The 24,292-nt window shown below is 43.0% G+C and carries 18 protein-coding genes, 1 tRNA gene and 1 pseudogene; 1 reads left to right on the forward strand and 19 read right to left on the reverse strand.

Translation table 11 applies throughout. From position 1 onward, the window contains the following. Positions 1-13: 13 nt before the first annotated feature. The 16 genes and pseudogenes from NQ550_RS11210 to NQ550_RS11285 form a co-directional block, all read right to left on the reverse strand. Positions 14-1,657: a type IV pilus modification PilV family protein gene (locus NQ550_RS11210; RefSeq protein ID WP_259837177.1), complete on the reverse strand. Its 1,644-nt coding sequence runs from the start codon at positions 1,655-1,657 to the stop codon at positions 14-16. Positions 1,658-1,798: 141 nt separating this feature from the next. Continuing rightward, the gene (locus NQ550_RS11215) at positions 1,799-2,788 is read right to left on the reverse strand and encodes a hypothetical protein (RefSeq protein ID WP_025578202.1); all 990 of its coding nucleotides are present in this window, start codon (positions 2,786-2,788) and stop codon (positions 1,799-1,801) included. Between the two features lie 18 nt (positions 2,789-2,806). After that, a complete protein-coding gene (gene pilM / locus NQ550_RS11220) occupies positions 2,807-4,438 on the reverse strand; it encodes a pilus assembly protein PilM (RefSeq protein WP_025578204.1) in 1,632 nt (543 codons plus the stop codon). 240 nt (positions 4,439-4,678) lie between these two features. Then, the gene (locus NQ550_RS11225) at positions 4,679-5,443 is read right to left on the reverse strand and encodes a prepilin peptidase (RefSeq protein ID WP_025578206.1); all 765 of its coding nucleotides are present in this window, start codon (positions 5,441-5,443) and stop codon (positions 4,679-4,681) included. 32 nt (positions 5,444-5,475) lie between these two features. After that, the gene (locus NQ550_RS11230) at positions 5,476-6,018 is read right to left on the reverse strand and encodes a type IV pilin protein (RefSeq protein WP_025578208.1); all 543 of its coding nucleotides are present in this window, start codon (positions 6,016-6,018) and stop codon (positions 5,476-5,478) included. Positions 6,019-6,114: 96 nt separating this feature from the next. After that, entirely contained in the window at positions 6,115-6,618 is a 504-nt protein-coding gene (locus tag NQ550_RS11235) for a type IV pilin protein (protein ID WP_025578210.1), read from the reverse strand. 891 nt (positions 6,619-7,509) lie between these two features. Then, a complete protein-coding gene (locus NQ550_RS11240) occupies positions 7,510-8,724 on the reverse strand; it encodes a type II secretion system F family protein (protein WP_025578212.1) in 1,215 nt (404 codons plus the stop codon). A gap of 56 nt (positions 8,725-8,780) precedes the next feature. Continuing rightward, entirely contained in the window at positions 8,781-9,845 is a 1,065-nt protein-coding gene (locus NQ550_RS11245; protein WP_025578213.1) for a type IV pilus twitching motility protein PilT, read from the reverse strand. Between the two features lie 106 nt (positions 9,846-9,951). Next, entirely contained in the window at positions 9,952-11,646 is a 1,695-nt protein-coding gene (locus NQ550_RS11250; protein ID WP_025578215.1) for a GspE/PulE family protein, read from the reverse strand. Positions 11,647-12,003: 357 nt separating this feature from the next. Continuing rightward, on the reverse strand, positions 12,004-13,872 hold the full coding sequence (locus NQ550_RS11255; protein ID WP_242833558.1) for a C40 family peptidase: 1,869 nt from the start codon (positions 13,870-13,872) through the stop codon (positions 12,004-12,006). Positions 13,873-14,187: 315 nt separating this feature from the next. Then, the gene (locus NQ550_RS11260; protein ID WP_022381034.1) at positions 14,188-14,778 is read right to left on the reverse strand and encodes a zinc dependent phospholipase C family protein; all 591 of its coding nucleotides are present in this window, start codon (positions 14,776-14,778) and stop codon (positions 14,188-14,190) included. Positions 14,779-14,909: 131 nt separating this feature from the next. Beyond that, positions 14,910-15,137: a hypothetical protein gene (locus NQ550_RS11265; RefSeq protein WP_025578219.1), complete on the reverse strand. Its 228-nt coding sequence runs from the start codon at positions 15,135-15,137 to the stop codon at positions 14,910-14,912. 139 nt (positions 15,138-15,276) lie between these two features. Further along, a complete protein-coding gene (locus tag NQ550_RS11270) occupies positions 15,277-15,834 on the reverse strand; it encodes a Uma2 family endonuclease (protein WP_008703326.1) in 558 nt (185 codons plus the stop codon). A gap of 230 nt (positions 15,835-16,064) precedes the next feature. After that, positions 16,065-16,997 (reverse strand): homoserine O-acetyltransferase MetA, encoded by a 933-nt coding sequence (metA, locus tag NQ550_RS11275; RefSeq protein WP_022381035.1) that lies wholly within the window; start codon positions 16,995-16,997, stop codon positions 16,065-16,067. Positions 16,998-17,022: 25 nt separating this feature from the next. Further along, positions 17,023-18,981, reverse strand: a complete 1,959-nt coding sequence (ligA, locus tag NQ550_RS11280; protein WP_020993939.1) for an NAD-dependent DNA ligase LigA — start codon at positions 18,979-18,981, stop codon at positions 17,023-17,025. A gap of 136 nt (positions 18,982-19,117) precedes the next feature. Continuing rightward, positions 19,118-19,750 (reverse strand): annotated as a pseudogene (locus NQ550_RS11285) (pseudouridine synthase); the annotation flags it as partial. A gap of 143 nt (positions 19,751-19,893) precedes the next feature. Between NQ550_RS11285 and NQ550_RS11290 the strand changes: the two are divergent. Then, entirely contained in the window at positions 19,894-21,138 is a 1,245-nt protein-coding gene (locus NQ550_RS11290; RefSeq protein WP_025578222.1) for a polysaccharide deacetylase family protein, read from the forward strand. Positions 21,139-21,285: 147 nt separating this feature from the next. Here NQ550_RS11290 and NQ550_RS11295 read toward each other — a convergent pair whose 3' ends face one another. The 3 genes from NQ550_RS11295 to NQ550_RS11305 form a co-directional block, all read right to left on the reverse strand. Beyond that, positions 21,286-22,191, reverse strand: coding sequence for an SH3 domain-containing protein (locus NQ550_RS11295; protein ID WP_025578224.1), 906 nt, complete (start codon positions 22,189-22,191; stop codon positions 21,286-21,288). 124 nt (positions 22,192-22,315) lie between these two features. Next, a tRNA-Arg gene (locus tag NQ550_RS11300) sits at positions 22,316-22,387 on the reverse strand. Positions 22,388-22,561: 174 nt separating this feature from the next. Further along, a complete protein-coding gene (locus NQ550_RS11305) occupies positions 22,562-24,139 on the reverse strand; it encodes a Na+/H+ antiporter NhaC family protein (RefSeq protein ID WP_416386314.1) in 1,578 nt (525 codons plus the stop codon). Between the last annotated feature and the right edge of the window lie 153 nt (positions 24,140-24,292).

A 24,292-nucleotide genomic window follows, 5' to 3' on the forward strand; every position in this document is an offset into this window, starting at 1 on the left:
TTCCTCCTGACTGTTAGTTTTCTTTTGCCCCGTCAAGACTGACAATCATATCCCTTTCCGGGAAATTATTTTGTGCCGCTCCCTGCTTGTATACCTTTACAACGGCATTATAAATGCGGTCTTCCGCCTGCCGGTTATCAAGACCATTATATGACAAAATGTTCTTGGCACTATATCCGGACGTTTTATGGTTACTCGTATCTGTATAAGTTAGCTTCATCTGATTTGCATTAATACGTTTCGGAATTTCCTTAATATTACTGATATCATAATCAAGATTTGTCAGCAATGTGGTGGACGCCTTATACAATCCCATATTCGCACTCCATGGTTTTGTAGAACTTTCCTGTATAGTAAGAGACATTTTGTACTGCATTTCCTGTGCTGAAGTTGGCTCATTATTCTTCTCATCACGCTGTTTTGTAACATAAAGATTAACCGGATAATTTCCTTCTTTTACCTTAATATCTGTATTATCAAAATATATTTCATCTAATGGCTTAACAATATTCTGGGAATTATAATTTGGATAATAGAATATATATATGTTCTGCAAATCATCTTCATTCTCAGAACTGTAAAAAGTCGTGTAATCATTATATACTGTGCAGAAACAGTCAGCTCGCTTTTCTTCACCATCTTTAAGATTTGCACTCTCGCCTCCACATGGGCAAAACGACATTGTTGCATATTCAGATACTTTGGCATTAGCCTTTGTGTAATCATACGCACATAAAATATATCTTGCTTTTACAATAATACCTCCGCCACCACTTTTTTCCAGCTTAATTTTCAAAATACGCCTTGTATGTGCATAAACATCTTCATAATCCAATTCTGATGGTTCAGGATTTTCTTGTTTATAATTCAAAATCTCTTCCGCTGTAGGATGATATCTCTTAGTCCCATCTTCTAAACTCTCTTCGAAAGTATTCTGTTCTTTCCATGCATCAAGATCGTCTTGCCACTTTTTACATGCTGCATCATGTTGCGGTTTAATCATTTGTTCTTCTATTGTTGTTCTTGAACACCAGTCTTTCTCCATAATAAGAAACGCGTTTTTTTTCGTGTCAAGTTTCGCAATGTTTGGTGACAGATAGTCATTCTTTCCATATTCATTATTGGAAATCGTTTTTTTTCTGTATTCTGTATCATCTCCCCCGTCAAATTCAACCAGCACATCAAAAGTTTCATTGAGATTCTTCACATTAGACATAGAATAATAATATTTTCCACTGTCATTTGCATTAAACTTGTAGGTTTTTCCACTATCATGAGAAATTACGGATGCAGTAACTTTTGAATCATCATCACCATCTGCTTTATTATATTTTCGTACGTTTATATAATTCCCATCATCGTCCTTGGCAATTTCTTTAATCTCCAGAGTATTATCCTTAATTTCAGAAAGCTGTGAGTCCAGAAATGTAAATCTGCTGCTATTAGTAGTAAGGTCAACTGGATAATTAAACGCAAGTGCGACCTCCTGAAATCTCTTTGCTTTTATTTCCTCCATCACATTCTGTGCTGTACTGGTAGCTTCCAGATATGTATTAGACTTCTTATTGATCCGGCTCGAAGTCACAAAGCTCTGCAGGAGCACAATTGCAGATATTGAGAAAATACTCACTGCGATGATTACTTCTAGCAGTGTCATACCTGCGTTTGAATTTTTTTTCTTTTTTCTGTCCAACTGTATGCTCCCTTCTCTTCTGTCATAATTTATAATCAAAATACTCTTTTCCTCATAAAACACAGTTAGAGGGGCCTTATATCTCTCCCCTCTAACATACTTTCCTTATTGTGCCTGTGCGGCGCTATCAGCAGGGGCTGCTGCATCCTGCATATTTTCTCCTTCCTGACTGTTAGTGCTCTGGCCGTCAGCACCAGTATCGGAAACCGCCTGTTCTGTTGCAGCGTCTGCACTCTGTGCGTCTATTGTATCTGCGGCTTTCTTCTTGCTCTTTTTACTTTTCTTGCTCTTGCCTGACTCGATAGTTCCAAAGATATTGTCAGTTCCGTATGCTACACTTCCTGCATCCGGCTCTGTATAAGTCTTACCGGTTCCTGCCATAGAGAACAGATTTACGGTAATACTTCCCGTGAGATTACCAGTAGATGAGTCAAAAGAAGCATTTACATTGTCAAGTGTCATTCTGCCACTATGATCTGCGAGATAATCTACCATATCCTTAAGGCTTGCATACGTACCGGTAAACTGCATACTGTCCTGTGTGCGGTAAAGCACCGGAGTCGCAAGCGTCTGATTCAGATTCGCCACCTCTTCATCCGAAGCGTTCTGGCGTTCCTTGTCGCCCTGCACATCCGTACCTTCGATCTCATCAAGCTGCTCCTGTGTCTGGGCATTTGCCTGCTCTGACAAAGTTTCATCAGGCATATTGAGCAACGGGTCCTCTGTACTTCCATCAAGAGCCGCAATAAACTCCCTGGTTCCGAGCCCTACATTGGAAATCTCCATATCCAAAGAACTTTCCATATTCATAGAAAGCACAATTCCGTCCTCTGAACGGATATCTGCCGGAAACTCTGATGTATATTCGTCAATCTTTGCATTGATAGAATCTGTCTCTTCCAGATAGAAATCTTTATTCTCAGCCAGTTTTATCAAATCATTTAATCGTTCCTGTAAAGGTGCGTTAGAAGCCTGAATACTCTCAGCCTCCTCCATCTGCGGACGATATCCGAAGAAATATCCGGCAGCAAAGATACCTACGCCCAAGAACATCAGCAGTATTTTTTTATCGCGCATAGAAATATTCATGTCCATTTTGATTTTTCTGCCTCCTTATTCTGCGCTTGTATCCAGCGGTGCCGGATCTGAGTACGTACAAAGTACACTCAATGACACAGTTCCATCCTCTGATTCATCAATTCCAGTAGTCGTCACAGTCGCCAGACTCTCAAAAGTCCGAAGTTGCATAATGGCATTTGCCGCTGCTGACTTACTGGTCACACGCATGGAAAAGCTAACCTGTGTTCCGGTTGAACTAAAGCTCTCCACTGTAATGTCTGATGGCATCTTCTCTTCCATCTCTTCAATGAAATTCTTAAGTCCCTCATTCGGAGTATTGGTATACTGATACATATTTTCATAATTATCATACTGAGACTTCGCATTGTTATAGGCATTATAAATATCCTCAATCGAACTCTCTTCCGTGATTCGCTGATTCAGCCGGTCCTGCTCATGCTGCTGATAAATACGGTTTGCATATCCCGCAGCGGTCAGAACAACGCCCGCCACAGTTCCAACCGCAAAGATAATAATGGCACCGCTTAAGGTATCCTTCTTTTCTTTCTTCTTTCTACTAATCTTCTCCATCAGGTTTACGCCTGATGTACCAGGTGCCAGAACCGCTGCATACAGATAAGCGTCCTCATCCTGTGCGCTGACAGGCAGGGCAAAATTCTCCAGCTTATCAAGCACATTTACCTGTTGGCCAAGTTCATTGGAAAGAAGCTGCATCAACCCTTTTACCTCTGCTCCAAGTCCACAGCAGTCAATCGATTCAAACATAGCATCGGTATGGCGTGAAATAAAATAGTCCATGATACGGGAAATATTTCCAATCAGATATCTCAGACTCTCTGTTACTTCCGCCCTGGCAGTCTCCATCATCCTCGCTTCATCAGAAACCGCCTCCTCTGCAGGTTCCATATCAAGAGCAGAATTGATACATTTTCTGCTGCAAAGCACCTCCAGAGCCTCATTTACATCCAATCTGTCACCAAACTCCGGAAAAGCCCTCACAGTCTCAACTGCACTATCCACACCATAATTAATATTACGTTGCAAAGCGAGCTCTCCATCACGAATAATCGTAATGCTTGTACCTTTCAATTCAATCTTTACCAGAATATGTGTACCCTTGGCGTATTCTCCTCTGACAGAATGATAAATACTGTCACCAGTATAAGTAATCCCGGTCATCGTCAGTCCTGCATTCTCTGCAAACTCTGCATAAGCCGCAGAAATAGCTTTCGGTGCCGCATAAACCATCAGATGATACTGCTTCGTCTCCTCTTTCTCACCCTCAGCCTTCTGAGACTCCACATCAATTACACTGTAAGAAAGAACATACTTACTGACATCAATCGGAAAATAATCCGTAGCATTTGCCTCAATGATACTCTGAATCCTGTTCGCCTTAACAAACGGGATACGAACCTCCCTGCTCGCAATCCTCGTAGAACCCGTCGCAAAATAAACCTTCTTTGTTTTAATCTTTCTCTGGGAAAGTTCTTCCTTCAGCACTTCTCCCAGACTCTTCGTATCACGGATCTGACCATCCTCCACCGCTCCCTGAGGCGCCGGGATACAGAAACAGTTATAAATTCTGCCCTTCTTACCACGTACCTCGATTTCCGCAACTCTGACCTGAGATGCCTCAACTTCTATGCTTAAAATTTTCGCCATTGTGCGTTCCTCCGTATACTTTCAGATTACCGTGACCATATGCCCGGCAACTTTTCAGTTAGAAAAATACATTTCAGTTCAGGCAGATATTTTTCAATCCACTCTGACCACTTACTCTTATTAACTGAAACACATTTTTCTAACTGAAAAAATCTTTCGATTTCCAGTTAAAGATATTTCTGTTTCTCTGCCTCCCCGACAAACACCTTACAGAATAATGTCGGCAGACAGTCATAAAAATCACAGTCCAAGTAATGACAAATACCAGTTAATCCATGCATTTCCCCACAAAGCCGCCAGCAAAACACCAGCCGACAGATAAGGACCCATAGCAAGCATACGTCCCGCCTTGCTCACCTTGATTCTTACAGTATGAACCACTGAGCCAATAACACATCCCAGAAGAAAAGCCAGAATAATCCGCTCCCATCCAAGAATCAGCCCGCAGGCAAACATCAGCTTAATGTCTCCCCCGCCAATTGCTCTGCCGCCACTCACCAGATAAAGCACCTCCAGCAAACCACTGACACAAACCATTCCAATCAAATGATCCACCAGATTCCCCCTGTCAAGCACCACAGCCGCCACACCAAGGACAAACAAAAATACATTCAGACAAAACGGAATCTCATACGTCCGCCAGTCAATCACACTCAAAACCAGAAGAGCCGACGCCATAAAGCAGTAAACCACACTGTTCCAAACCAGTCCATTCACCACACATATCACCACATAGAGGATGCCATTGACACCCTCTATGATCGGATACTGAACTGAAATTTTCGATTTACAGTTACGACACTTACCCCCTAAAACCAACCAGCTAAAAACCGGAACCATATCATACCACCGAAGCTTCCTCCCGCAAGTCATACAATGCGAAGGGGCCGTCACAATCGACTCCCCGTGAGGGATTCGATAGATGCAGACATTCAGGAAACTGCCGATGGTGATTCCGAATATGAAAATTATTATGTAGGGGATTGCGTCTAGGAAAAAGAGCATAGGGGTATTTCCTTTCCAATAATAAATATTTATTATGCCGTAGGACCTGCTGTACCGTCTTTCACACTTGCAGGATTATATTCAACAGTAACTGATCCATCCGATTTAACAGTAACTGTTGCTTCAATAGCAGTCTCTGCTGTAGATCCCTGTGCAGGTGTAGTACGCCATTTTTTTGATTTAAGTTTCAAATCTTCAACCTTTGAAGGAAAATCATATCCTGTATATTCTTTTATTGCATCTTGCCAATATAAATTAGTGTCATTAGTTCCTTTTGTTGGAGCACCTGTTGCAGTAATAGTTGTGCCAGAAGCTTCCATTTTTATTGTAAATACTGCACTAGTTGTTCCATTCGGAATAATATTATAATCGGTATCTGCTGCTGCAACTTTAAATCCCTTAACAATATTTTCAAGATTACTTACGTCTGCAGACTGTCTTGATTTTTCAACATACTTTGTATACTGTGGTGCAAGAATACCGACCAAAATTGCAAGAATAGCAACTACAATTACAAGTTCTACTAATGTAAAACCTTTGTTATCTTTTTTCTTTCTGTTAAATAATTTTAACATATTACTATCTCTCCTTAACTTTCGTTATATCGAGATAGCAACATCGCTCATACACAACATACAACGGATTATTATGCATTCATCGAAAAATTAAATCTACTTCTGAGAACTTAAATCTTTTATTGTGGTTGGAACATAAACTACTTTTGTTGCACCATTAGGATCAACAGTAATTGTAGCACTTATGCTTCCATCTGCGTTTCCTCCTGCTTCTGACCATTTTTTAGATTTAGTTACTGTAGATGTATATGTATCATTTATAAACTCTTTTAAAGCTTTATCTACTGCTTCTGTGGATTTATTACTTTTCTCTGTAACAACTGTTCCTGTTGAATTTTCAGCTGCTTTTTGAGTAATTTTTATTGTATACTCACCAGCTGGAATACTCTCACTAGCATCTGCAGCTGCAATTTCTACTGCCTTAACCATATTTTCAAGATTACTTGCGTCAGCAGATTTTCTTGATTTTTCAACATATTTAGTATACTGTGGTGCAAGTAATCCAACTAAAATTGCAAGGATAGCAACTACGATTACTAACTCAACAAGAGTAAATCCCTTGTTATCTTTCTTTTTTCTGTCTTTCGGAAATTTAAACATAACTCATTCTCCTTCAAAATAATTAATTTCACTTCAATCCGGATAGAGTCATATCGTGTCGAAAGATACAAGAGCAGCATCATATATGCCAGATAACATATTCAACTTTTCGATGAATACATAACTCTCCTGTTGCTTTCATCACGAATGTCACTATCCGATGATTGATTCAACGAGCGAGAACCCACTACAGGCTCTCCACCCCCCCCCCTGTAAAAATCTCTTTTCCAGGAGGGAGGGAGTTATGTTTATAAACTCGTTATTTAGTTTTCCTGTTACAAATTTGTCAGGATCAAGAAAATCTTTTATTGTTACACATTATCGTCATACCAGCTCCGAAATGTAAATAGATTTATCTACATCTACAGGAGTCTTAGTCATACTTGGTATTCGGAAATCTGCGTTATTCCGCGAAAAAACTCACTATCTGAGCAAAGCGAGTCCTGAGGTTTTCGCGAAATGCTTTTAGCAGATTTTAGAATGCCTAGCATGACTGGCTCCGAAGCCGTAGATAAATCTATTTACATTTCGGAGCGTCCACCCGACAATATCTTAAAATTTTCTTTCTATCCATTAATCATTTAAATCTCGTTTTTTCCATGCGCCCCCTTCCATGTCATTCAAAGAAAACACGACATTTACATGATTCTATGATGAACACAGCCCCTATGCTAGCCATGAAACATCCCAAACAATTCGGAAACTTTTAACGCGGTTCCCAATCGCGTGTATGTCCATAAAAGTCGATTATTCCGTAACTACGTCACTCCATAATCGCCGTCCACATCCGCAATCCGCTACGCTACCTGCTCATGAGGGCTAGCCCGTCTTAGGTCAATATGCCCTTATGCGCAAGCACAACGGTCACATCGCCGCAATCAGGGACTTTTATTACAGATTATCAAGTCCATTATACATAGCCTTAATCGGCGAAATAACCGCGATAACCAGCGTACCAACCACAAGCGCTATAAACACAATAATCAACGGTTCCATAGCCGCCAATACACTCTGCGTAGTCATCTCCACCTCTTCATCATAATAATCCGCCAGCTTCTCCAGCATATCCTCGATATTACCGGTCTCCTCACCAATCCCCGTCATATGACAAACCATCGGTGGAAAGATCCCCGAAGTCACCAGCGGCTCCGAGAGCGGAATACCTTTCATAACTTCCTCTCTGGCTTTCATCAGCGCATTTGTATAATGAATATTATTAACAATCTTCGCCACAGTCTCCAGTGCATCAATCGTAGAAATACCAGACGACAACAACGTACTCATCGTCCTGGCAAACTGCGCACACGCAGTCTTCACAGTCAACTTACCAAACAACGGCATCTTCATCTTAATCTTATCAATCGTAAGTCTGCCCTGTTCTGTCCTGTAAATCAGCTTATACGCCACAACCACCAGAATGATTACTGCCAGAATAATATACCAGTTCGCAGTCACCCATTTACTGGTATTCATAACCCACATCGTGATCGCCGGCATCTCCACATCCAGATCAGCGAACATATCAATGAAAATCGGGATAACGAATAACATCATTACCGCCACAACACCGATTGCCGCAATAACCAGAATAATCGGATAAATCGTAGCCTTCTTAATAGTAGCTTTCAGCTTGGCTTCCTTCTCAAACTGTACTGCCATTCGCGTGAAGGCCATCTCCAGACTACCCGAGTTCTCACCAGCTTCTACCATATTGATGAGCATCGGCGGAAATACATCCTGCTGGCCTCTCATGGAATCCGCCAGTGTATTACCTTTTTCCACACTAAGCAAAACTTCAGAAATCGCACGCTTGAGCCATTTATTCTCTGTCTGCTCTGAAAGCATCTGCAAGGCTTCCTTCATAGGAACACCCGCCTGCGTGATACTGACGAACTGACGGCAGAATACACTTAAGTCTCTGGGCTTTACTTTCTTACCTATGGAGAAATCAATCTCTTTATTCAAAGCACCCTGTTCCTTGATAGAAACAGGAATAAACCCGTCGTTTTTCAGAATCTCTACGACTTTCTCCCTGGAGTCCGCGTCGATATTTCCTCTCTTCTCTTTTCCCTTCTTATCTACTGCCACGTAGGTAAAACCTGGCATCTTATCACTTCTTTCTGTCCAGTCAAACTCAGGTCGTCCGCCAGATTCTTTTTCTGTTAGAAATCAAAGTTGACTTTTTTATTCATGCTCACCGGATCCTGCGCATAAGTCACTGCATTATCCGCATCGATAAGCTTTCTCATATATAAGTCATACAGCGCATCATCCATTGTCTGCATACCAGCTCTTTTATTGGTCTGCATAATAGATGCGATCTGGTAGGTCTTACTCTCACGAATCAGATTCCGCACCGCATTATTTGCAAAAAGTACTTCCAGTGCCGCCACACGGCCGCTTCCGTCTGCTTTCTTAAGAAGCTGCTGTGATACCACACACTCCAACACCGAAGCAAGCTGGATACGAATCTGCTGCTGCTGATTTGGAGGGAATACATCGATGATTCGGTCGATGGTCTTATCTGCTCCAATCGTATGCAAAGTAGAAAATACCAAATGTCCGGTCTCCGCCGCAGTGATCGCAGTAGAAATCGTTTCCAGATCTCGCATCTCTCCTACCAGGATAACATCCGGATCCTCTCGAAGTGCAGCCCTTAACGCCTGCGCATAATTTGTTGAGTCGCTTCCGATCTCTCTCTGGTTTACGATTGATTTATCATGTCTGTGCAGATATTCAATCGGGTCCTCCAGCGTAATGATATGATACGGATACGTCCTGTTAATCACATGGATCAATGAAGCCAATGTAGTTGATTTCCCGCTTCCTGTCGGCCCTGTTACCAAAATAAGACCTCTTTTCCGCGTGGTCATCTCCACTACCTCTGCAGGAATACCAAGCTCCTCAGGTTCCGGGATATTGAAAGGAAGGCTTCGCATAACGGAAGCAAGTGTTCCTCTCTGTTTAAACACATTTACGCGAAAACGTCCCACACCTGAGATGGCATATGCGAAGTCCGTCTGTCCATTGTTCTGTAATTCTTCTCTGTGACGGACATCCATCAGGGGCATGAGAATGTCTTCAAGCATCTGCGGGGTAAGGCGTTCTCCCTCTATGGGGGTCAGTACGCCATCGATCCTGTAGCTTGGCGGCCGACCGGTTGTCAGATGGATATCGGAAGCCTTTACCTTCACTGACTGTATCAGTATTTCGTCTAAATTATACATATTTCCTAATCTGCCTCGTAACTCCCTGAGAATCTCCGGAGAACTCCGGTTCCGCAGGAATTCCTTCTATATTATAGTCGTAAAATTAATAATCTATAAGTCTCAATCATTCATAAGATGCCTTAAGCATCTCTTCCACAGAGGTGGTACCGTTCAGCACATAGTTGATACCATTCTCTCTCAGTGTGCGCATACCGCTGTTTCTGGCTGCACGTTCCAGTTCCTCTGTTGTGCCATTCTCTGCAATCAGATCACGGATCTCGTCATTGACCTCCATGATTTCGAACACACCGATACGCCCGTAATATCCTGTATGGCTGCAGAAATCACAGCCACAGGGTTCGTAGACATTTACTTCCTCCTGTGTATTCATTCTCAGAATTCTCTTCTCCTCAGAGGTTGCAGGGCGCATCTTCTTGCAATGGCTGCACAGCTTACGCACAAGGCGCTGAGCGATAACTCCTACAACAGAATCTGCGATCAGATATCTCTCCACTCCCATGTCCGCCATACGGTTCAGAGTACCTACTGCATTATTTGTATGCAATGTAGAAACAACCAGATGTCCTGTTATGGATGCCTGTACTGCAATAGCAGCAGTCTCCCTGTCTCGAATCTCACCGATCATAATAATGTCCGGGTCCTGACGGAGAATAGAACGAAGGGCTGACGCAAAATTCAGGTCTACCTTATTGTTGACCTGTACCTGATTGATACCCTCAATATCTGCCTCTACAGGATCCTCTACTGTTACGATATTGACTGCTTCTTTATTTAATTCGCTTAATGCGGTATACAGGGTAGTGGATTTACCGCTTCCTGTAGGTCCTGTTACAAGAATGATCCCGAAAGGACTAGCCAGCATATGGTTGAAACGTTCCATCTCATCGGGTGGAAGTCCCAGATCTTTCTTGTTACGTGTCAGGTTCAGTTTTGAAGAGAGTCGCATTACGATCTTCTCTCCGTGTACAGTAGGCAGAGAGGAAATTCGGATATCATAATCCTGTCTGTCTACCATAATGGACATACGTCCGTCCTGAGGTTTCCTTTTCTCTGAGATATCCATGCCTCCAAGGATCTTGATACGGGTGGAAATCGCAGGAAGAAGGCTGTTATCATATACCATACGCTCATAGAGTGCACCGTCGATCCTGTAACGGATGCGGACTTTGTTCTCCAGAGCTTCGATATGGATATCACTGGCCCTCTGGCGGATCGCCTGTTCAATAAGGGAACGCACCAGCTGTACAATAGGTGCATCACTTACGTCTGTGTCTGTATCGTCGTCTGCTGCTCCTCCACGAAGCTGTGCTCTCTCCTGAGTAAATCGTCTGGCTGCATCCAGTGTCTCTGATGCGCCGTAGCATCTGTCGATTGCCGCAAGAATATCTCTGGTTGTAGCAATGTAAGGCTCTATCTGCAGGTTTGTCACGATAGAGATGTCATCGATTGCAGCCATATCCATCGGATCTGCCATTGCCAGATGAAGGATATTTGCGTTGTAGGGATCCAGTTCAAATGGAATGCAGGTATATTTCTTGAGAAGGTCCACGCTGACCAGATTTCTGACTTCTTTCGGGATCGTCACGCCTGTCAGCTGAACGACTTTAAGCCCCAGCTGCATCTGGAGGGCACGAACGATCATATCCTCAGTGATAAAGCCATTATCTACCAAAACTTCACCGATCTTCTTGCCGCTTCCCTTCTGCAATTCCAGGGCTTTCTTTAATTCATCTTCAGTCAGTACATTCTGCCTGATGAGCATGTCACCAAGCCTCATTCTCTCACGTCTTAATGCCATCTGTGTATCTCTTTTCCGAACACAACAGTGTGTTCACTGTTTACAGAACAAATCATCTGTTGGTGTTTCATCTTCAGATTTTACTGTAATATCAGCAACAAAAAAGAAGGAATTTCTCCTTTTTTTATCTGACATTATATTATTGATTTAAAGTTAACATATTTCGTACACTTTGTCAATTTTTGTTTCCATATTTTCGAATATTTTTTTCGTTTTTGAAGCATATTCCGCAGACCAATAAGCAAATTCGTCAGTTTTTGCTTGAGCGTTTAAGTTAACAGATAAAAAAGTTTACACACGAAAAAAGAAGGGATAGCCAGACTTTTTTGTATGACTTTCTCCCTTCTTTTATCCATTTTATTTTGCCTTAAATACAGCGACTTTCTCTTTTGACAGATCAATCTTATCCGGAAGGATGGAAGTCTTCTCAGTGGATCCTGATGTTGTGAATCCTGTTGAGTCGGAAGTATTTGACTTCATCGCATCCTGCAGAGTATTGCTTACTGTCACATTTGCAGAAAAGATATCTGTTCCTGTGGAAGCTGCTGCATCACCTGTTGTTACCGTACTGCTGCTCTGCATTTCCTGAACCTGTTCCTGTGTCGGGTAGAAGGATGGCTGGCGGATGTAACGGAAGCTTGCACTGTATGCTTCGCCTACTGTTACTCCATTCTTGCCGGAGGAGCAGTGTACTGCGATCCAGTCACCTGCGTCTGTTTTACCGCAGAGAATACCTACATGATTATCGCTTCCTGCTTCCGGTCCTTTCTGGAACACCAGATCTCCGGGCTGTGCATCTGCCTCAGTTACCACGTTTGCTTTCTCCCACTGATCGGAAGTTCCGTCGCCTACAGCTCCCTGCATTGCTTTATCCTGATATCCGTTGATCACGGCCCAGGTGACAAAACCACTGCAGTCCAGTCCGTATGCGCGGATGGTTCCGGTGCTCTTGCTTCCCTCGGCTGATACCTTCTCGCTGGTTCCCCAACCTGGATCTTCACCGATCACTGTGGATTTGCCGCCCCAGAAGTAACCGACTTTACCAACCAGTGAATAGGCTGCGGAGATAACATTTACTCTTTCCTCGGAAACATCATCTCCTACGCTCTCGCGGACAAAACCGTTGGCAGCTGTTACTACCGCGCAGAGGAGTTTGCAGTCTGTCTCCACATATTTCTTAAGGATCGTACGATCCTTTTTTGCGATTTTATTTTTCTTAATATAGTAGTTGATTTTACGATTAGCGTATGTAACGTGAGTGATATCCTGCTTGTCCCTTACGATCGGGTTCATCTCTGCAAAGATTTTCGCAAGGTCTTTCTTGCAGGAAGAATCCAGGGTAAATTCTGTTTTTCCATCCTGGCTCTGCTGATATACATAGACTGCAAGGATATCCTGCCAGTTTCTTACCAGAAGACTGTCTGCAGATGTGGTGGTCTTGCTGCCGTTTACATCGCTGGCATCTGCCACTTTGTTCTTCTCTTTATATTCCTTCTCGATCTCATCCATAACAGAAGCGAAATCATCTGAGAAGGTCAGATTGTAGTTATTCTTCAGGCTGTCCAGATAGAAATCCTTACCTGCGTGGATATTGGACGCATAATATACCGGAGTTCCGGTCTGTGCAGCACTGGTATTACTCGTAAATGGATTATTCGTATTCGCATTGTTCTTCTGCGCTTCCAGCTGAGCAATAGTCGCTTCTGCCTGAACCAGCAGATTATAATTAGAAACCTGTGCCTTCTCTGTATCAGACAAGGCATTATATGCAGTGCGGATGCTCTGAACAGTGGCTTTCTTCTCCAGCGTGATGGTCTGTGCGTTCAACTCTTTGATTCTGTCGATCACATCCTGGGCTGCCTTCGTAATCTGTGAAGACGGTGTTGGTGTAGGATTCGCAGGTGTCGGAGTCGGATCTGTTGGTGTCGGAGTCGGATCTGCCGGTGCAGGTGTTGGTGTCGGATCTGTTGGTGTCGGATCTACCGGTGCAGGTGTGGGGTCTGCAGGTGTCGGATCTACCGGCGCAGGTGTTGGCTCTGCAGGAGTCGGATCTGCCGGCGCCGGATCCTCTGATCCTGAATCAAAATCACCGGAATCGCTGAAATCAGAACCGTCTGCTGTATACGCAGCAGTATCCTCTGCTGCAAGTACGGACGCAGGACCGGATAATACCATTCCTGACATCAATGTCAGACATAAGAATCTGGTAAGATACTTGTTTTTCATATATCTAAATTGCTCCCTTCTTACTGTGAGCATGTCCTTACCCCCTGTTTATAAGGGCATACTGTCTAAATTACTTTTCACATTATTATGTTATTTCATAAGTGAATTATCCCGAAATATTAACCTGTTTTATTCTAGCATAATCATTTTTTGAAATCAACAGCTCAGGGCAGGTAAATTCCAGATTTGACCAAAATTCATTTTTTTGTCACATTTTAACCGACTCAAGCAGTGAGAAAGATATATTTCAGAATGCAGGAAGGCTGTGCGGATATGATTTCCACACAGCCTTCCTGTATTCTTAGCGTATCTCTGTCAGGCTGCCTGAATGGCTCCTGCAAAGTTCTTATTACCAATGCAGATCTGTATCAGTCCCTGCACTACCTGAAAACACATATTCAGGATAAAGCGGATATCCTCTTCCACGCTGCGGAGCTTGTTGAGGTATTTCTCATGAGTAGCTTCGATATAATCGATCAGGGTGGAGAAATCTGCGAAGCGGATGGCCGGTTCCAGATATGCATATGCTTCTCCCTGCTGTATACATTCTTTCAGTCTGTTCTTAAGTACTTTCTCATAATGATTATGCTGGCTGAAGCTTCCTGTATATGTTTTATTATGAGGAAAGGTAAAATAATCCGCCATATAGTGGATCACTTCGCCGAACCGCCGCCAGTAAACTCTCTGGTTACTCTCATCCGGTCTGATATCTGCCAGTTCTTTCATCCGGTTCTTGACATCTTCAAATGTTCCGTAGAACTCGTGTCTTCTGGTGATAAAGGACGGTTTGATATCCGGCAGAATGCTGCCCAGGCAGAAAGCCTTTCTGTGAGACTGCAGGCTTGCTGTGGTCTGCATCTGATCCGCAAGGTATCTTGCTAATAAAATATGTGATTTTTTACGCAATTTTCTTCCTCTTCTTTCTTTTGAGAACCTATCATTCTTATATATGGGAACGAATAATAATCAACTTAACCAACATAGAATACTATAGCAGATTTATACCTGTTATTCAAATAAAATTTTTGTAAACTTTTTCACATTTTCAGGTCAGACAACTGTTTCAGTAATTCCAGGTCACTGTCCTTTACTTTCAGGTTTGTCTCTATCTTCTCTCCCTCAGGAGTGGTGATCGCAATTTCAATAATGCTTCCTTCTTTAAGTCCTTTGCGTGAAACTGCCTGACAGAATGCCGGGAACTTGGGATGATTGCTCTTAAAGGTGTTCCATGCGCCTGTGATCTTCATGATATTTCCTATGTTCATATGATTGTTGTGTCCTTTCTTATCTCAGCTGAATATTCCCGATTCTGAGAACTGATGCATATAATAACATACTTCAACGGATTTGGCTATACCAAAAGCCCCCCAGGATTAACTCCCGAGGGCTTTCATGCTGCTCATATTATTCTACATTCTCAAACATCTCTGCCAATGTCATGGAGATTTTCGGAAAATCTTTCAGTGTCACCACTGTATCTGCATTATAATGTTCTTCTTCTGGATCATCCTGCAAGATATAGCTATACTTCAAATCATATTTACCATCCTCAAGATAATAAATCTGTACTGCTCTTTCTTTCGGTGAGATGATCCAATACTCTTCTACACCTGCTGCCTGGTAAATTTCTTTCTTCACAGTCATATCTCTTAATGCTGTTGCCGGGCTAAGAGTTTCCACAATAAATCTGGGTGTACCAGTATAGGAACCACCTTTCAAATGCTTACGGTCACATATAATCATCACATCTGGTATCACATAATCATTATTCTCCTGTGCATGATATTTATAATCCAGATTCTCCATGAATGCTAAACACAGTGTTCCCTGTAAACCAGTTGATATGATTCGATAAATATTACCATCTACAAGCCCATGCTGATAATTTGGTGATGGTGACATATCATAGATTACACCATTAATCTTCTCTTCTTTTCTATATTCCTCTTCAAGTAATGGCATATTATCACCTCCAAGTGAGTTTGGTTATATGTACATTATAATATAGGTTATGTCTGTTCAGCAACCTGTTTTTGATTCTGACAAAACGAATATAGATATCCGGTTACTGTTCAGTTTTGACACCATTTTCTCACAGGTTTGACACCATTTTCTCACAGGTTTGACACCATTTTTCATAAAGATGCGTAAAAATACGGTAAGATAGTGAAATTGAACTTCTCGCAAACCCTTTAGATCTCGCTGAAATCCGGTGTTCCATACAGGTCGAACGGAGTTGACTGGTAGACATAGTAATTCAGCCAGTTTGTATACAGGTTGTTCGCATGTGCTCTCCACATAAGGAGCGGTCTGTTTTCCGGGTTGTTGTCTTTGTAATAATTCTCCGGGATTTCGATGGGCAGGTTTTTGCTGACATCACGTTTGTACTCACCGTCAAGAGTCACACGATCATATTCCGGATGTCCCATTACAAAGATCTTGCGGCCGCCGTCTGCCATTGCAAGGAAAAGCCCTGCTTCATCGGATTCAGCAAGCACTGTCAGCTCTTTACAGTTATGGATATCCTCGATGGGAACTTCCGTATGTCTGGAATGAGGTGCAAGGAACATATCGTCGAATCCGCGTACCAGCGGAATCTTACGGTTCATCACTTTATGCCAGAAAAGACCAAACATCTTCTTATCAAGTTTGCGTTTTTTCAGTCCATAGTGGTGGTAGAGTCCTGCCTGTGCAGCCCAGCACAGATAAATGGTGGAGGTAACATGGGTGTTTGTCCAGTCCATGATCTCTACCAGTTCCTTCCAGTAGTCTACCTCTTCGAATTCCATCTGCTCTACAGGAGCACCTGTGATGATCATTCCATCATATTTGTTATTTTTCAGTTCCGGAAATGTCTGATAAAATTTATTCAGATGACTCACAGATGTATTCTTCGCTTCATGGCTCTGTACTGCCATAAAGGTGACATCTACCTGCAGCGGTGTGTTGGAAAGGGAACGCAGAAGCTGAAGCTCTGTCTCCTCTTTCAGAGGCATCAGGTTCAGAATGAGGATCTGAATGGGGCGGATATCCTGATGGGATGCACGTGACTCATCCATCACGAAAATATTTTCTTTTTCCAGAATCTCTTTTACGGGCAGATCGCTCTGTATTTTAATTGGCATTATCTTATCTCCTGTTCTTATTATTTTATTGTTGTGCCATCTTCAGGAAATCTTCTTCAGAAAGGATCGGAATTCCCAGTTCTTTGGCTTTTTTATTCTTTGAAGAATTGGAAGTTGTGTCATTATTGATCAGGTAGTTCGTCTTCGATGTTACTGATCCGGTCACCTTGCCTCCCAGAGACTCAATAAATTCCTTTGCCTGTGCTCTGTTTGCAAAGTGCTCCACACTTCCTGTGATAACGAAATTCATGTTCCGGAAAATCTGCTCACCTGTCTTTTCTTCTTTCTTAACAGTCAGATGGCTCATCAGATGATCCAGTTTTCTGTTATTATCCTCGTTTGAAAAATAATCAGTCAGACTTCCGGCAATTACCGGTCCGATGGTATCAATAGAGCTGATCTCCTCTTTATCTGCATGACGGATCTTCTCCAGATCATCATCAAAATGCCTGCAGATCACTTTTGCATTGGCAAGACCGATATTGGCGATTCCAAGGCTGTAGATCACCTTCGCAAGAGTAGTCTCCTTAGCTTTATCAAGGCTGGTCATCAGGTTCTCAAAGGATTTCTCCCCGAATCCGTCCATCTCCACGATCTCATCACGATGCTTCCCAATCTCAAAAATATCTCCGAAATCATGAATAAAGCCTCTTGCAATGAATTTCTCCAGTGTTGCTTCTGACAGTCCGTCAATGTTCATGGCATCCCTGCTTGCAAAAAGTGCAAAGGATTTGATCTTCTTTGCGGCACAGTCAGGATTTGTACAGTAAAGTGCCTCCACATCATTTACCTTCTGTATCTGTGTTCCATGGCCACATGCAGGGCAAGTATCCGGAATTTCCAGTTTACTGCTGCGTGTGAGGTTTTCTGCAATCTGCGGAATGATCATATTTGCTTTATATACAGTGATCGTATCCCCGATACCAAGCTGCAATTCTTTTAGAATGCTCACATTGTGTACGCTGGCGCGGCTCACAGTGGTTCCCTCCAGCTCAACCGGTTCAAAAACAGCCACCGGATTGATCAGCCCTGTTCTTGACGGGCTCCATTCGATCTCCAGAAGATGGGTTTCTCTGATCTCATCTGCCCATTTGAATGCAAAAGCATTTCTGGGAAATTTCGCTGTTCTTCCAAGGGAATCTCCGTATGCAATATCATCATAAAGAGCAACCAGTCCGTCCGACGGAAAATCATTCTCAGTGATCGCAGTTGAAAAATATTCCATGGCTTCATCCAGCGTTGAAGCTGTGACTGTCCTGTATTCCACTACATCAAATCCCTGTTCTTTCAGCCATTCAAACTGCCGGGCTCTTGAATTATGGAAATCAACCCCGTCGGCGCTTACCAGCGTAAATGCGTAGAAACGCACATTCCTGCGGGCTGTGATCTCATTGTTTAACTGGCGGACAGAACCGCTGCATAAGTTTCTCGGATTCTTGTATTTCGCATCAACGTCTTCTATGGATTCATTGATCCGTTCAAAGTCCGAATAAGTAATGATCGCTTCCCCACGCAACACCAGTCTTCCCTGATACGGGATTTTAAGAGGAACGTTCTTAAATACTCTGGCATTATTGGTGACAACCTCTCCTGTCACACCGTTTCCACGTGTAACTGCTTTGGCAAGTCCTCCATTCTCGTAGGTAAGAACGATCGTCAGTCCGTCCAGCTTCCATGACAGAAGCGTTTTGTGTTCCCCGATAAATTCCCTCAGAACTTCTCTGTCCTTAGTCTTGTCCAGAGACAGCATGGGGGATTCGTGTTCTTCTTTTGGAAGCTGGTCAACTGCCTCGTACCCTACGCTTACGGTTGGGCTGTTTGCCAGAACAGTGCCTGTCTCTTTCTCCAGAGCCTGAAGCTCGTCGTACATCTGATCGTACTCTCTGTTGCTTATGATCTCTGTATCCTGCTGGTAATACGCCTTTGCTGCCCTGTCCAGCTTTTGCACCAGCTCTTTCATTCGCATGATCGCTGCTGTTTCCATTCTGTTCTCCTGTTCTGATCACTGTTTCACTTGTGGAAGATTCCAGTAAATGGTTCAGTTCTTCCCATTCCTGTGCTGTGATCTCTCTGTATTCGCCTTCTCTGATCCCGTCCAGAGTCAGATTCATGATCCTGATCCTTTTCAGCTTCTGTACCTCATATCCCAGATACCGGCACATTCTGCGGATCTGCCGGTTCAGTCCCTGTGTCAGAATGATCCGAAAACTGCATTCTCCTGTCTGCACCACTCTGCATGGTCTGGTCACCGTATCAAGAACAGGGACTCCCTTGCTCATCCTTCGGACAAATTCACTGTCCACCGGCTTATTCACTGTCACAAAATATTCTTTCTCATGATAGTTTCCGGCGCGCATGATCTTATTGACCAGATCTCCTTCATTTGTCAGAAGGAGAAGGCCCTGTGATTCTTTATCCAGTCTGCCCACAGGATAAACACGCAGAGGATAATCCAGATAATCTGTTACCGTCGTCTCATCAAACTGCTGCTTTGTACTGCACACGATCCCTCTGGGTTTGTTAAAAAGAAGCAGTACTTTTTTTTCATTTTTATGGACAGGTATATTGTCTGCACAGACCTCATCTTCCAGGCTGACTTTCTGACCGCTTTCTGCTTTTTTTCCGTTTACCGTAATCCTTCCCTCTTCGATCATCCGGTCGGCTTCCCGTCTGGAGCATATGCCTGCCTCGCTTAAATATTTGTTTATTCTGATTTTTTCGTCCATTGTTCTATTATATAATTTTTTGTACATCTTATCAACGATGAAATTTTTCTGGAATTTTTTTCAAAAGGGCAGGAATGGGGAATCGCCTTGTATTTTGTCAGATTTTATTGTATGATATCGAATGACAGGATATCTTTTTTGTCACTGATTTTATCAAAAAGGAGGCTTTCATGTCAGATCATTTACCACGTACAAACCGGTGGCTGATCGCACTTTCTGTTATTCTGTGTCTGATACTTGGAGGAATTTTCACCCGTTCTTCCGCTGTGACTTCACAGGCAGATGCCATCAGCGATGCCGGAGCTTTCGTGTCAGAAGATCAGGATTCTGCGGAGTTTACTTCTGAGGAAACATTGACTGATAGCAATGATAATTTTACGGATTCTTCTTCCGGGAAACTGTTTGGACGCACTTCTTCAGATTCATCTGAAGCTTCTACGGGCGGTCCTGCATTAAGCACTGATATCTCGCCTGAGGCATCAGAGGGCAGCTGGGCTTCCAGTGGAAGTAACTGGATGTTTTTGGTAGATGATAAGCCATACACAGGATGGTTCACAGATACAGACGGGAAACAGTACTATATGGATGAGACCGGTATTATGCAGACAGGCTGGACAGATATCGGAAAGAAGCGGTATTATTTTGATATGGATGGTATTCTGCAGACAGGGACTGTGATAATAGATAAGAAAACTTATGAACTGGATACAGATGGTTCTCTGAAAGGTTATACGCCAAAGAAAAAATCCTCGAAGAAGAAATCTTCAGATAAGTCAGCTACCTCTGACAAGTCCGGTACATCTACGGCAAAGAAGTCGGTTGCCCTTACTTTTGATGATGGTCCCAGCTCTTTTACAGGCCGTCTTATGGACTGTCTGGAAGAAAATAATGCAAAGGCAACTTTCTTTATGGTGGGTACTGAGATTGCCAGTTTTCCGGACGAAGTAAAACGCATGAAGAAACTGGGCTGTGAACTTGGAAACCACACTTATGACCATAAGGATCTGGCGACTCTTTCTTCGGATGAGATCAGTTCAGAAATTGCAAGAGTGGATGAACAGCTTGTAAATCTTACAGGTGAGGGAGCTTCGGTGGTCCGCCCGCCATATGGATCTGTTAATGATACGGTAAAATCAACTGTGGGAACCCCGATGATTCTGTGGTCCATTGACACTCTGGACTGGAAAACGCAGGATGTGGAATCTACGGTTGAGGAAGTCATGAATAACGTAAAAGATGGTTCCATTATTCTGATGCATGACATTTTCAGCACCTCTGTAGATGCAGCCGAGATCCTGATCCCGCAGCTTATCGAAGAAGGCTATCAGCTTGTAACAGTGCACGAACTGGCTTCCCTGCATCAGACAGAATTATCGACAGGAGTTACATACGGTGAATTTAATCAAATCAAGTAAGTCCCTTGCGGAAGTTGCGAAAAGTAATAAGAACAGCAAAATCTCCGGCAGAAGCTGACAAAAACAATGTCAGAAAAACGGAACGTAAAAATACAGGCAGTTACCACAAGGATAACCGCCTGTATTTTTTACGTTCCATATTCAATTTTATTCAAGTAAATCTCCTCTGATGTATCCGGTCTGACCGTCGTAGTCGATCTGAACCCATTCACCATCAGTACCTGTCTTCTGAACCTGATCACCTGCTGAGATCACGCCAAGGATATCAGCATCTGTGCTGGCTTCTGCGCGTACATTACATTCCTCCGAAGCAGTAAGCATCGTGCCATCTTCTGCCTCTGTTGACACACCTGCTTCCTCCCCAAGACCATTCAGGAATTCTTCAAGAGACGGATCAGATTGCTGTGCCTGATCCAGTTCATTCTGCACCTTCTTTATAAGAGCTGAAACATCACTGTCTGATAACTGTTTTTCCATATATGCGGAAATCTCAGAATCCTGTAAAGCTCCGTTATTGATCATCCAGTTTCCTTCGCTGTTCTTATATACATAGAACTGAGTCAGTGCAGGGGCCTTGGTCTCAACGCCCTGACAGATATACGAGAAACAGGCGTAAACCACGTAAGAATCATCTGTCATACCTTTCTTCGTGTACACATCGCCTACTTCATACCCTTCGATATAATCTTTCAAATTTGTGACTTTTGACTCATCAGACGGTGTGAAATCATCTTCCAGAGTCTTCAGCGTTGCAATATCTTTTTCCCCCAGAGCCTGATAATAGCTCGTGATCAATGCAGTAACGTCTGCATCTGCTGTTTCCATGGGATTGGCGTCTTCTTTCTTCTCGTCAGACTCCCCTTCACTTATCGGAGAAGAAGGAACATTTCCCTGGTCTTCGGATGTGGTTTTCTGTTCATCTCCGGAATTCCCCTTATTACTTCCGGAACAGGCACGAATGCCGCAAAACAGGACAACCACAATTATCAGAATAGCTCCACCCAGCATAAAATACCGGAGATTATCTGATAACCATTCTCTAAAATCATCCAAGTTCTTGTCCTCCTTATGAGTTACCGTTTGCTCCGTTCACTGCCGCCATACGATTTCTGACAGTTCCCGATTCTGATAACTCCTGTGATACAACGCACCGGAACTGTACATACGTCCCAGGCAGCACGCCTGAAGGGAATCGAACCCCCGCACATGGTACCGGAAACCACTGCTCTATCCACTGAGCTACAGGCGCGTATCTTGAAAATCTGATTTTCAAAGGATTTATATAATTTATTTAATACAAGGTCTATATTATCATAATTACCGAAAAAAGTAAAGTTTTTTATTTTGTTACAAAAGATGCATTATTTTGTTACAAGTCAAAAATTATGGGCAGTCATGCATTGTGCTGACTGCCCGGTTTTATTTACATTTTCAGATCGTCGAATTTTAATCGGATGATCACCAGAGTGATCGCCATAAGAATGATTCCTGCCGGAAGTGCGATCCATGCTGTCTGTACAAATCCTGCGATAATATAAGTCAGGAAAGATACTGCTGCTGCAACCATTGCATAGGGAAGCTGTGTGCTGACATGATTTACATGTTCACACTGTGCACCTGCTGATGCCATGATGGTTGTATCGGAAATCGGCGAACAGTGATCTCCACATACAGCACCTGCCATACATGCAGAAATAGAGATGATCATCAGTTCATGATTTGTTCCTGAGAATACATTAACAACAATCGGGATCAGGATACCAAAGGTTCCCCATGAAGTACCTGTCGCAAATGCGATAACAGCCCCGATCACAAAGATAATTGCAGGAAGGAAATTCATCAGCCCACCTGCAGAGCTTTTAACAATTGCAGATACAAATACAGATGCACCAAGGCTGTCTGTCATGGCCTTCAATGTCCAGGCAAAAGTAAGGATCAGGATCGCAGGTACCATTGCCTTGAATCCGTCCGGAATACACGCCATACAGTCTCTGAAATTCATAACACGACGTATCAGATATAAAACAATCGTGATAACCAGTCCGAAGAAGCTTCCAAGCACCAGTCCCACAGATGCATCACTCTGTGAAAATGCAGTTACAAAATCAGTTCCGCTAAAGAAACCACCTGTATAGATCATACCGATTACGCAGCATATTACAAGGCTTACAATCGGGATCAGAAGATCGATCACCTTGCCACGCGGATTACTTTTCTCATCTTCAGCCGCGTTTGCATAAGGACGTGCAGGTGTTGTGTAGATATCACCTTTTAAAGCATTTGTCTCATGAACACCCATTGTTCCGAATTCTACTTTCATAAGAACCATTGCCACCATCATGAAGATCGTAAGCAGTGCGTAGAAGTTATAGGGAATTGCATGTACAAACAGGGTAATTCCATCCTCTCCTTCTACAAATCCGCTGACTGCCGCAGCCCATGAAGAAATCGGTGCAATGATACATACCGGTGCTGCTGTGGCATCGATCAGGTACGCCAGCTTTGCGCGGGACACATTGTGCTTATCTGTCACAGGACGCATAACGCTTCCTACTGTCAGACAGTTAAAATAATCGTCAATAAAGATCAGTACACCAAGAATGATGGTTGAGAGTTCCGCACCAACTCTGCTTTTAATCCTCTTACTGGCCCAGCGTCCGAATGCTGCGGAACCGCCTGCCCTGTTCATCAGACATACCATGGTTCCCAGAATAACAAGGAAGATCAGGATACCCATATTATAAGAATCTGTCAGAACGCTGATCATTCCGCCTTCAAAAATATGAAGGATTGTTCCTTCGAAATTAAAATTAGAGTAGAACAGTGCACCAACCAGTATTCCTACAAACAGTGAACTGTATACTTCTTTGGTGATCAGTGCCAGTGCAATGGCAACAAGCGGCGGAACCAACGACCAGAATGTGCCGTAAAATTTCGCAGATGCAGCCACCTCTTCCTCTGCTGCAAGTACAGTCAGCGGACTTGCCAGTATCAGCAGCATCAGTGCTGAAAGGCAGAGCGAAAGTCTTTTTATGTTACTTTTCATTTCTTTTCTCCTTCTCTTGTAAGATATATGATATTTCGATCATAGCACGCCTCTTAATTAATGCATTTGAAACAGCTTGGCAGAATTTCACGCTCTGATGAGCCGGAT

The sequence above is a fragment of the Blautia wexlerae DSM 19850 genome (genome assembly GCF_025148125.1).
Taxonomy (GTDB): domain Bacteria; phylum Bacillota; class Clostridia; order Lachnospirales; family Lachnospiraceae; genus Blautia_A; species Blautia_A wexlerae.

Excerpts from the sequence above, each read along its gene's own strand:
- NQ550_RS11255 (WP_242833558.1), bottom strand. The coding sequence starts at position 13,872 with ATGAAAAACAAGTATCTTACCAGATTCTTATGTCTGACATTGATGTCA.
- NQ550_RS11215 (WP_025578202.1), bottom strand. The coding sequence starts at position 2,788 with ATGGACATGAATATTTCTATGCGCGATAAAAAAATACTGCTGATGTTC.
- NQ550_RS11270 (WP_008703326.1), bottom strand. The coding sequence starts at position 15,834 with ATGCCATTACTTGAAGAGGAATATAGAAAAGAAGAGAAGATTAATGGT.
- NQ550_RS11245 (WP_025578213.1), bottom strand. The coding sequence starts at position 9,845 with ATGTATAATTTAGACGAAATACTGATACAGTCAGTGAAGGTAAAGGCT.
- NQ550_RS11230 (WP_025578208.1), bottom strand. The coding sequence starts at position 6,018 with ATGTTAAAATTATTTAACAGAAAGAAAAAAGATAACAAAGGTTTTACA.
- metA (WP_022381035.1), bottom strand. The coding sequence starts at position 16,997 with ATGCCAATTAAAATACAGAGCGATCTGCCCGTAAAAGAGATTCTGGAA.
- ligA (WP_020993939.1), bottom strand. The coding sequence starts at position 18,981 with ATGGAAACAGCAGCGATCATGCGAATGAAAGAGCTGGTGCAAAAGCTG.
- NQ550_RS11240 (WP_025578212.1), bottom strand. The coding sequence starts at position 8,724 with ATGCCAGGTTTTACCTACGTGGCAGTAGATAAGAAGGGAAAAGAGAAG.
- NQ550_RS11210 (WP_259837177.1), bottom strand. The coding sequence starts at position 1,657 with ATGACACTGCTAGAAGTAATCATCGCAGTGAGTATTTTCTCAATATCT.
- NQ550_RS11265 (WP_025578219.1), bottom strand. The coding sequence starts at position 15,137 with ATGAACATAGGAAATATCATGAAGATCACAGGCGCATGGAACACCTTT.
- NQ550_RS11250 (WP_025578215.1), bottom strand. The coding sequence starts at position 11,646 with ATGGCATTAAGACGTGAGAGAATGAGGCTTGGTGACATGCTCATCAGG.
- NQ550_RS11225 (WP_025578206.1), bottom strand. The coding sequence starts at position 5,443 with ATGCTCTTTTTCCTAGACGCAATCCCCTACATAATAATTTTCATATTC.
- pilM (WP_025578204.1), bottom strand. The coding sequence starts at position 4,438 with ATGGCGAAAATTTTAAGCATAGAAGTTGAGGCATCTCAGGTCAGAGTT.
- NQ550_RS11305 (WP_416386314.1), bottom strand. The coding sequence starts at position 24,139 with ATGCTGCTGATACTGGCAAGTCCGCTGACTGTACTTGCAGCAGAGGAA.
- NQ550_RS11235 (WP_025578210.1), bottom strand. The coding sequence starts at position 6,618 with ATGTTTAAATTTCCGAAAGACAGAAAAAAGAAAGATAACAAGGGATTT.
- NQ550_RS11290 (WP_025578222.1), top strand. The coding sequence starts at position 19,894 with ATGTCAGATCATTTACCACGTACAAACCGGTGGCTGATCGCACTTTCT.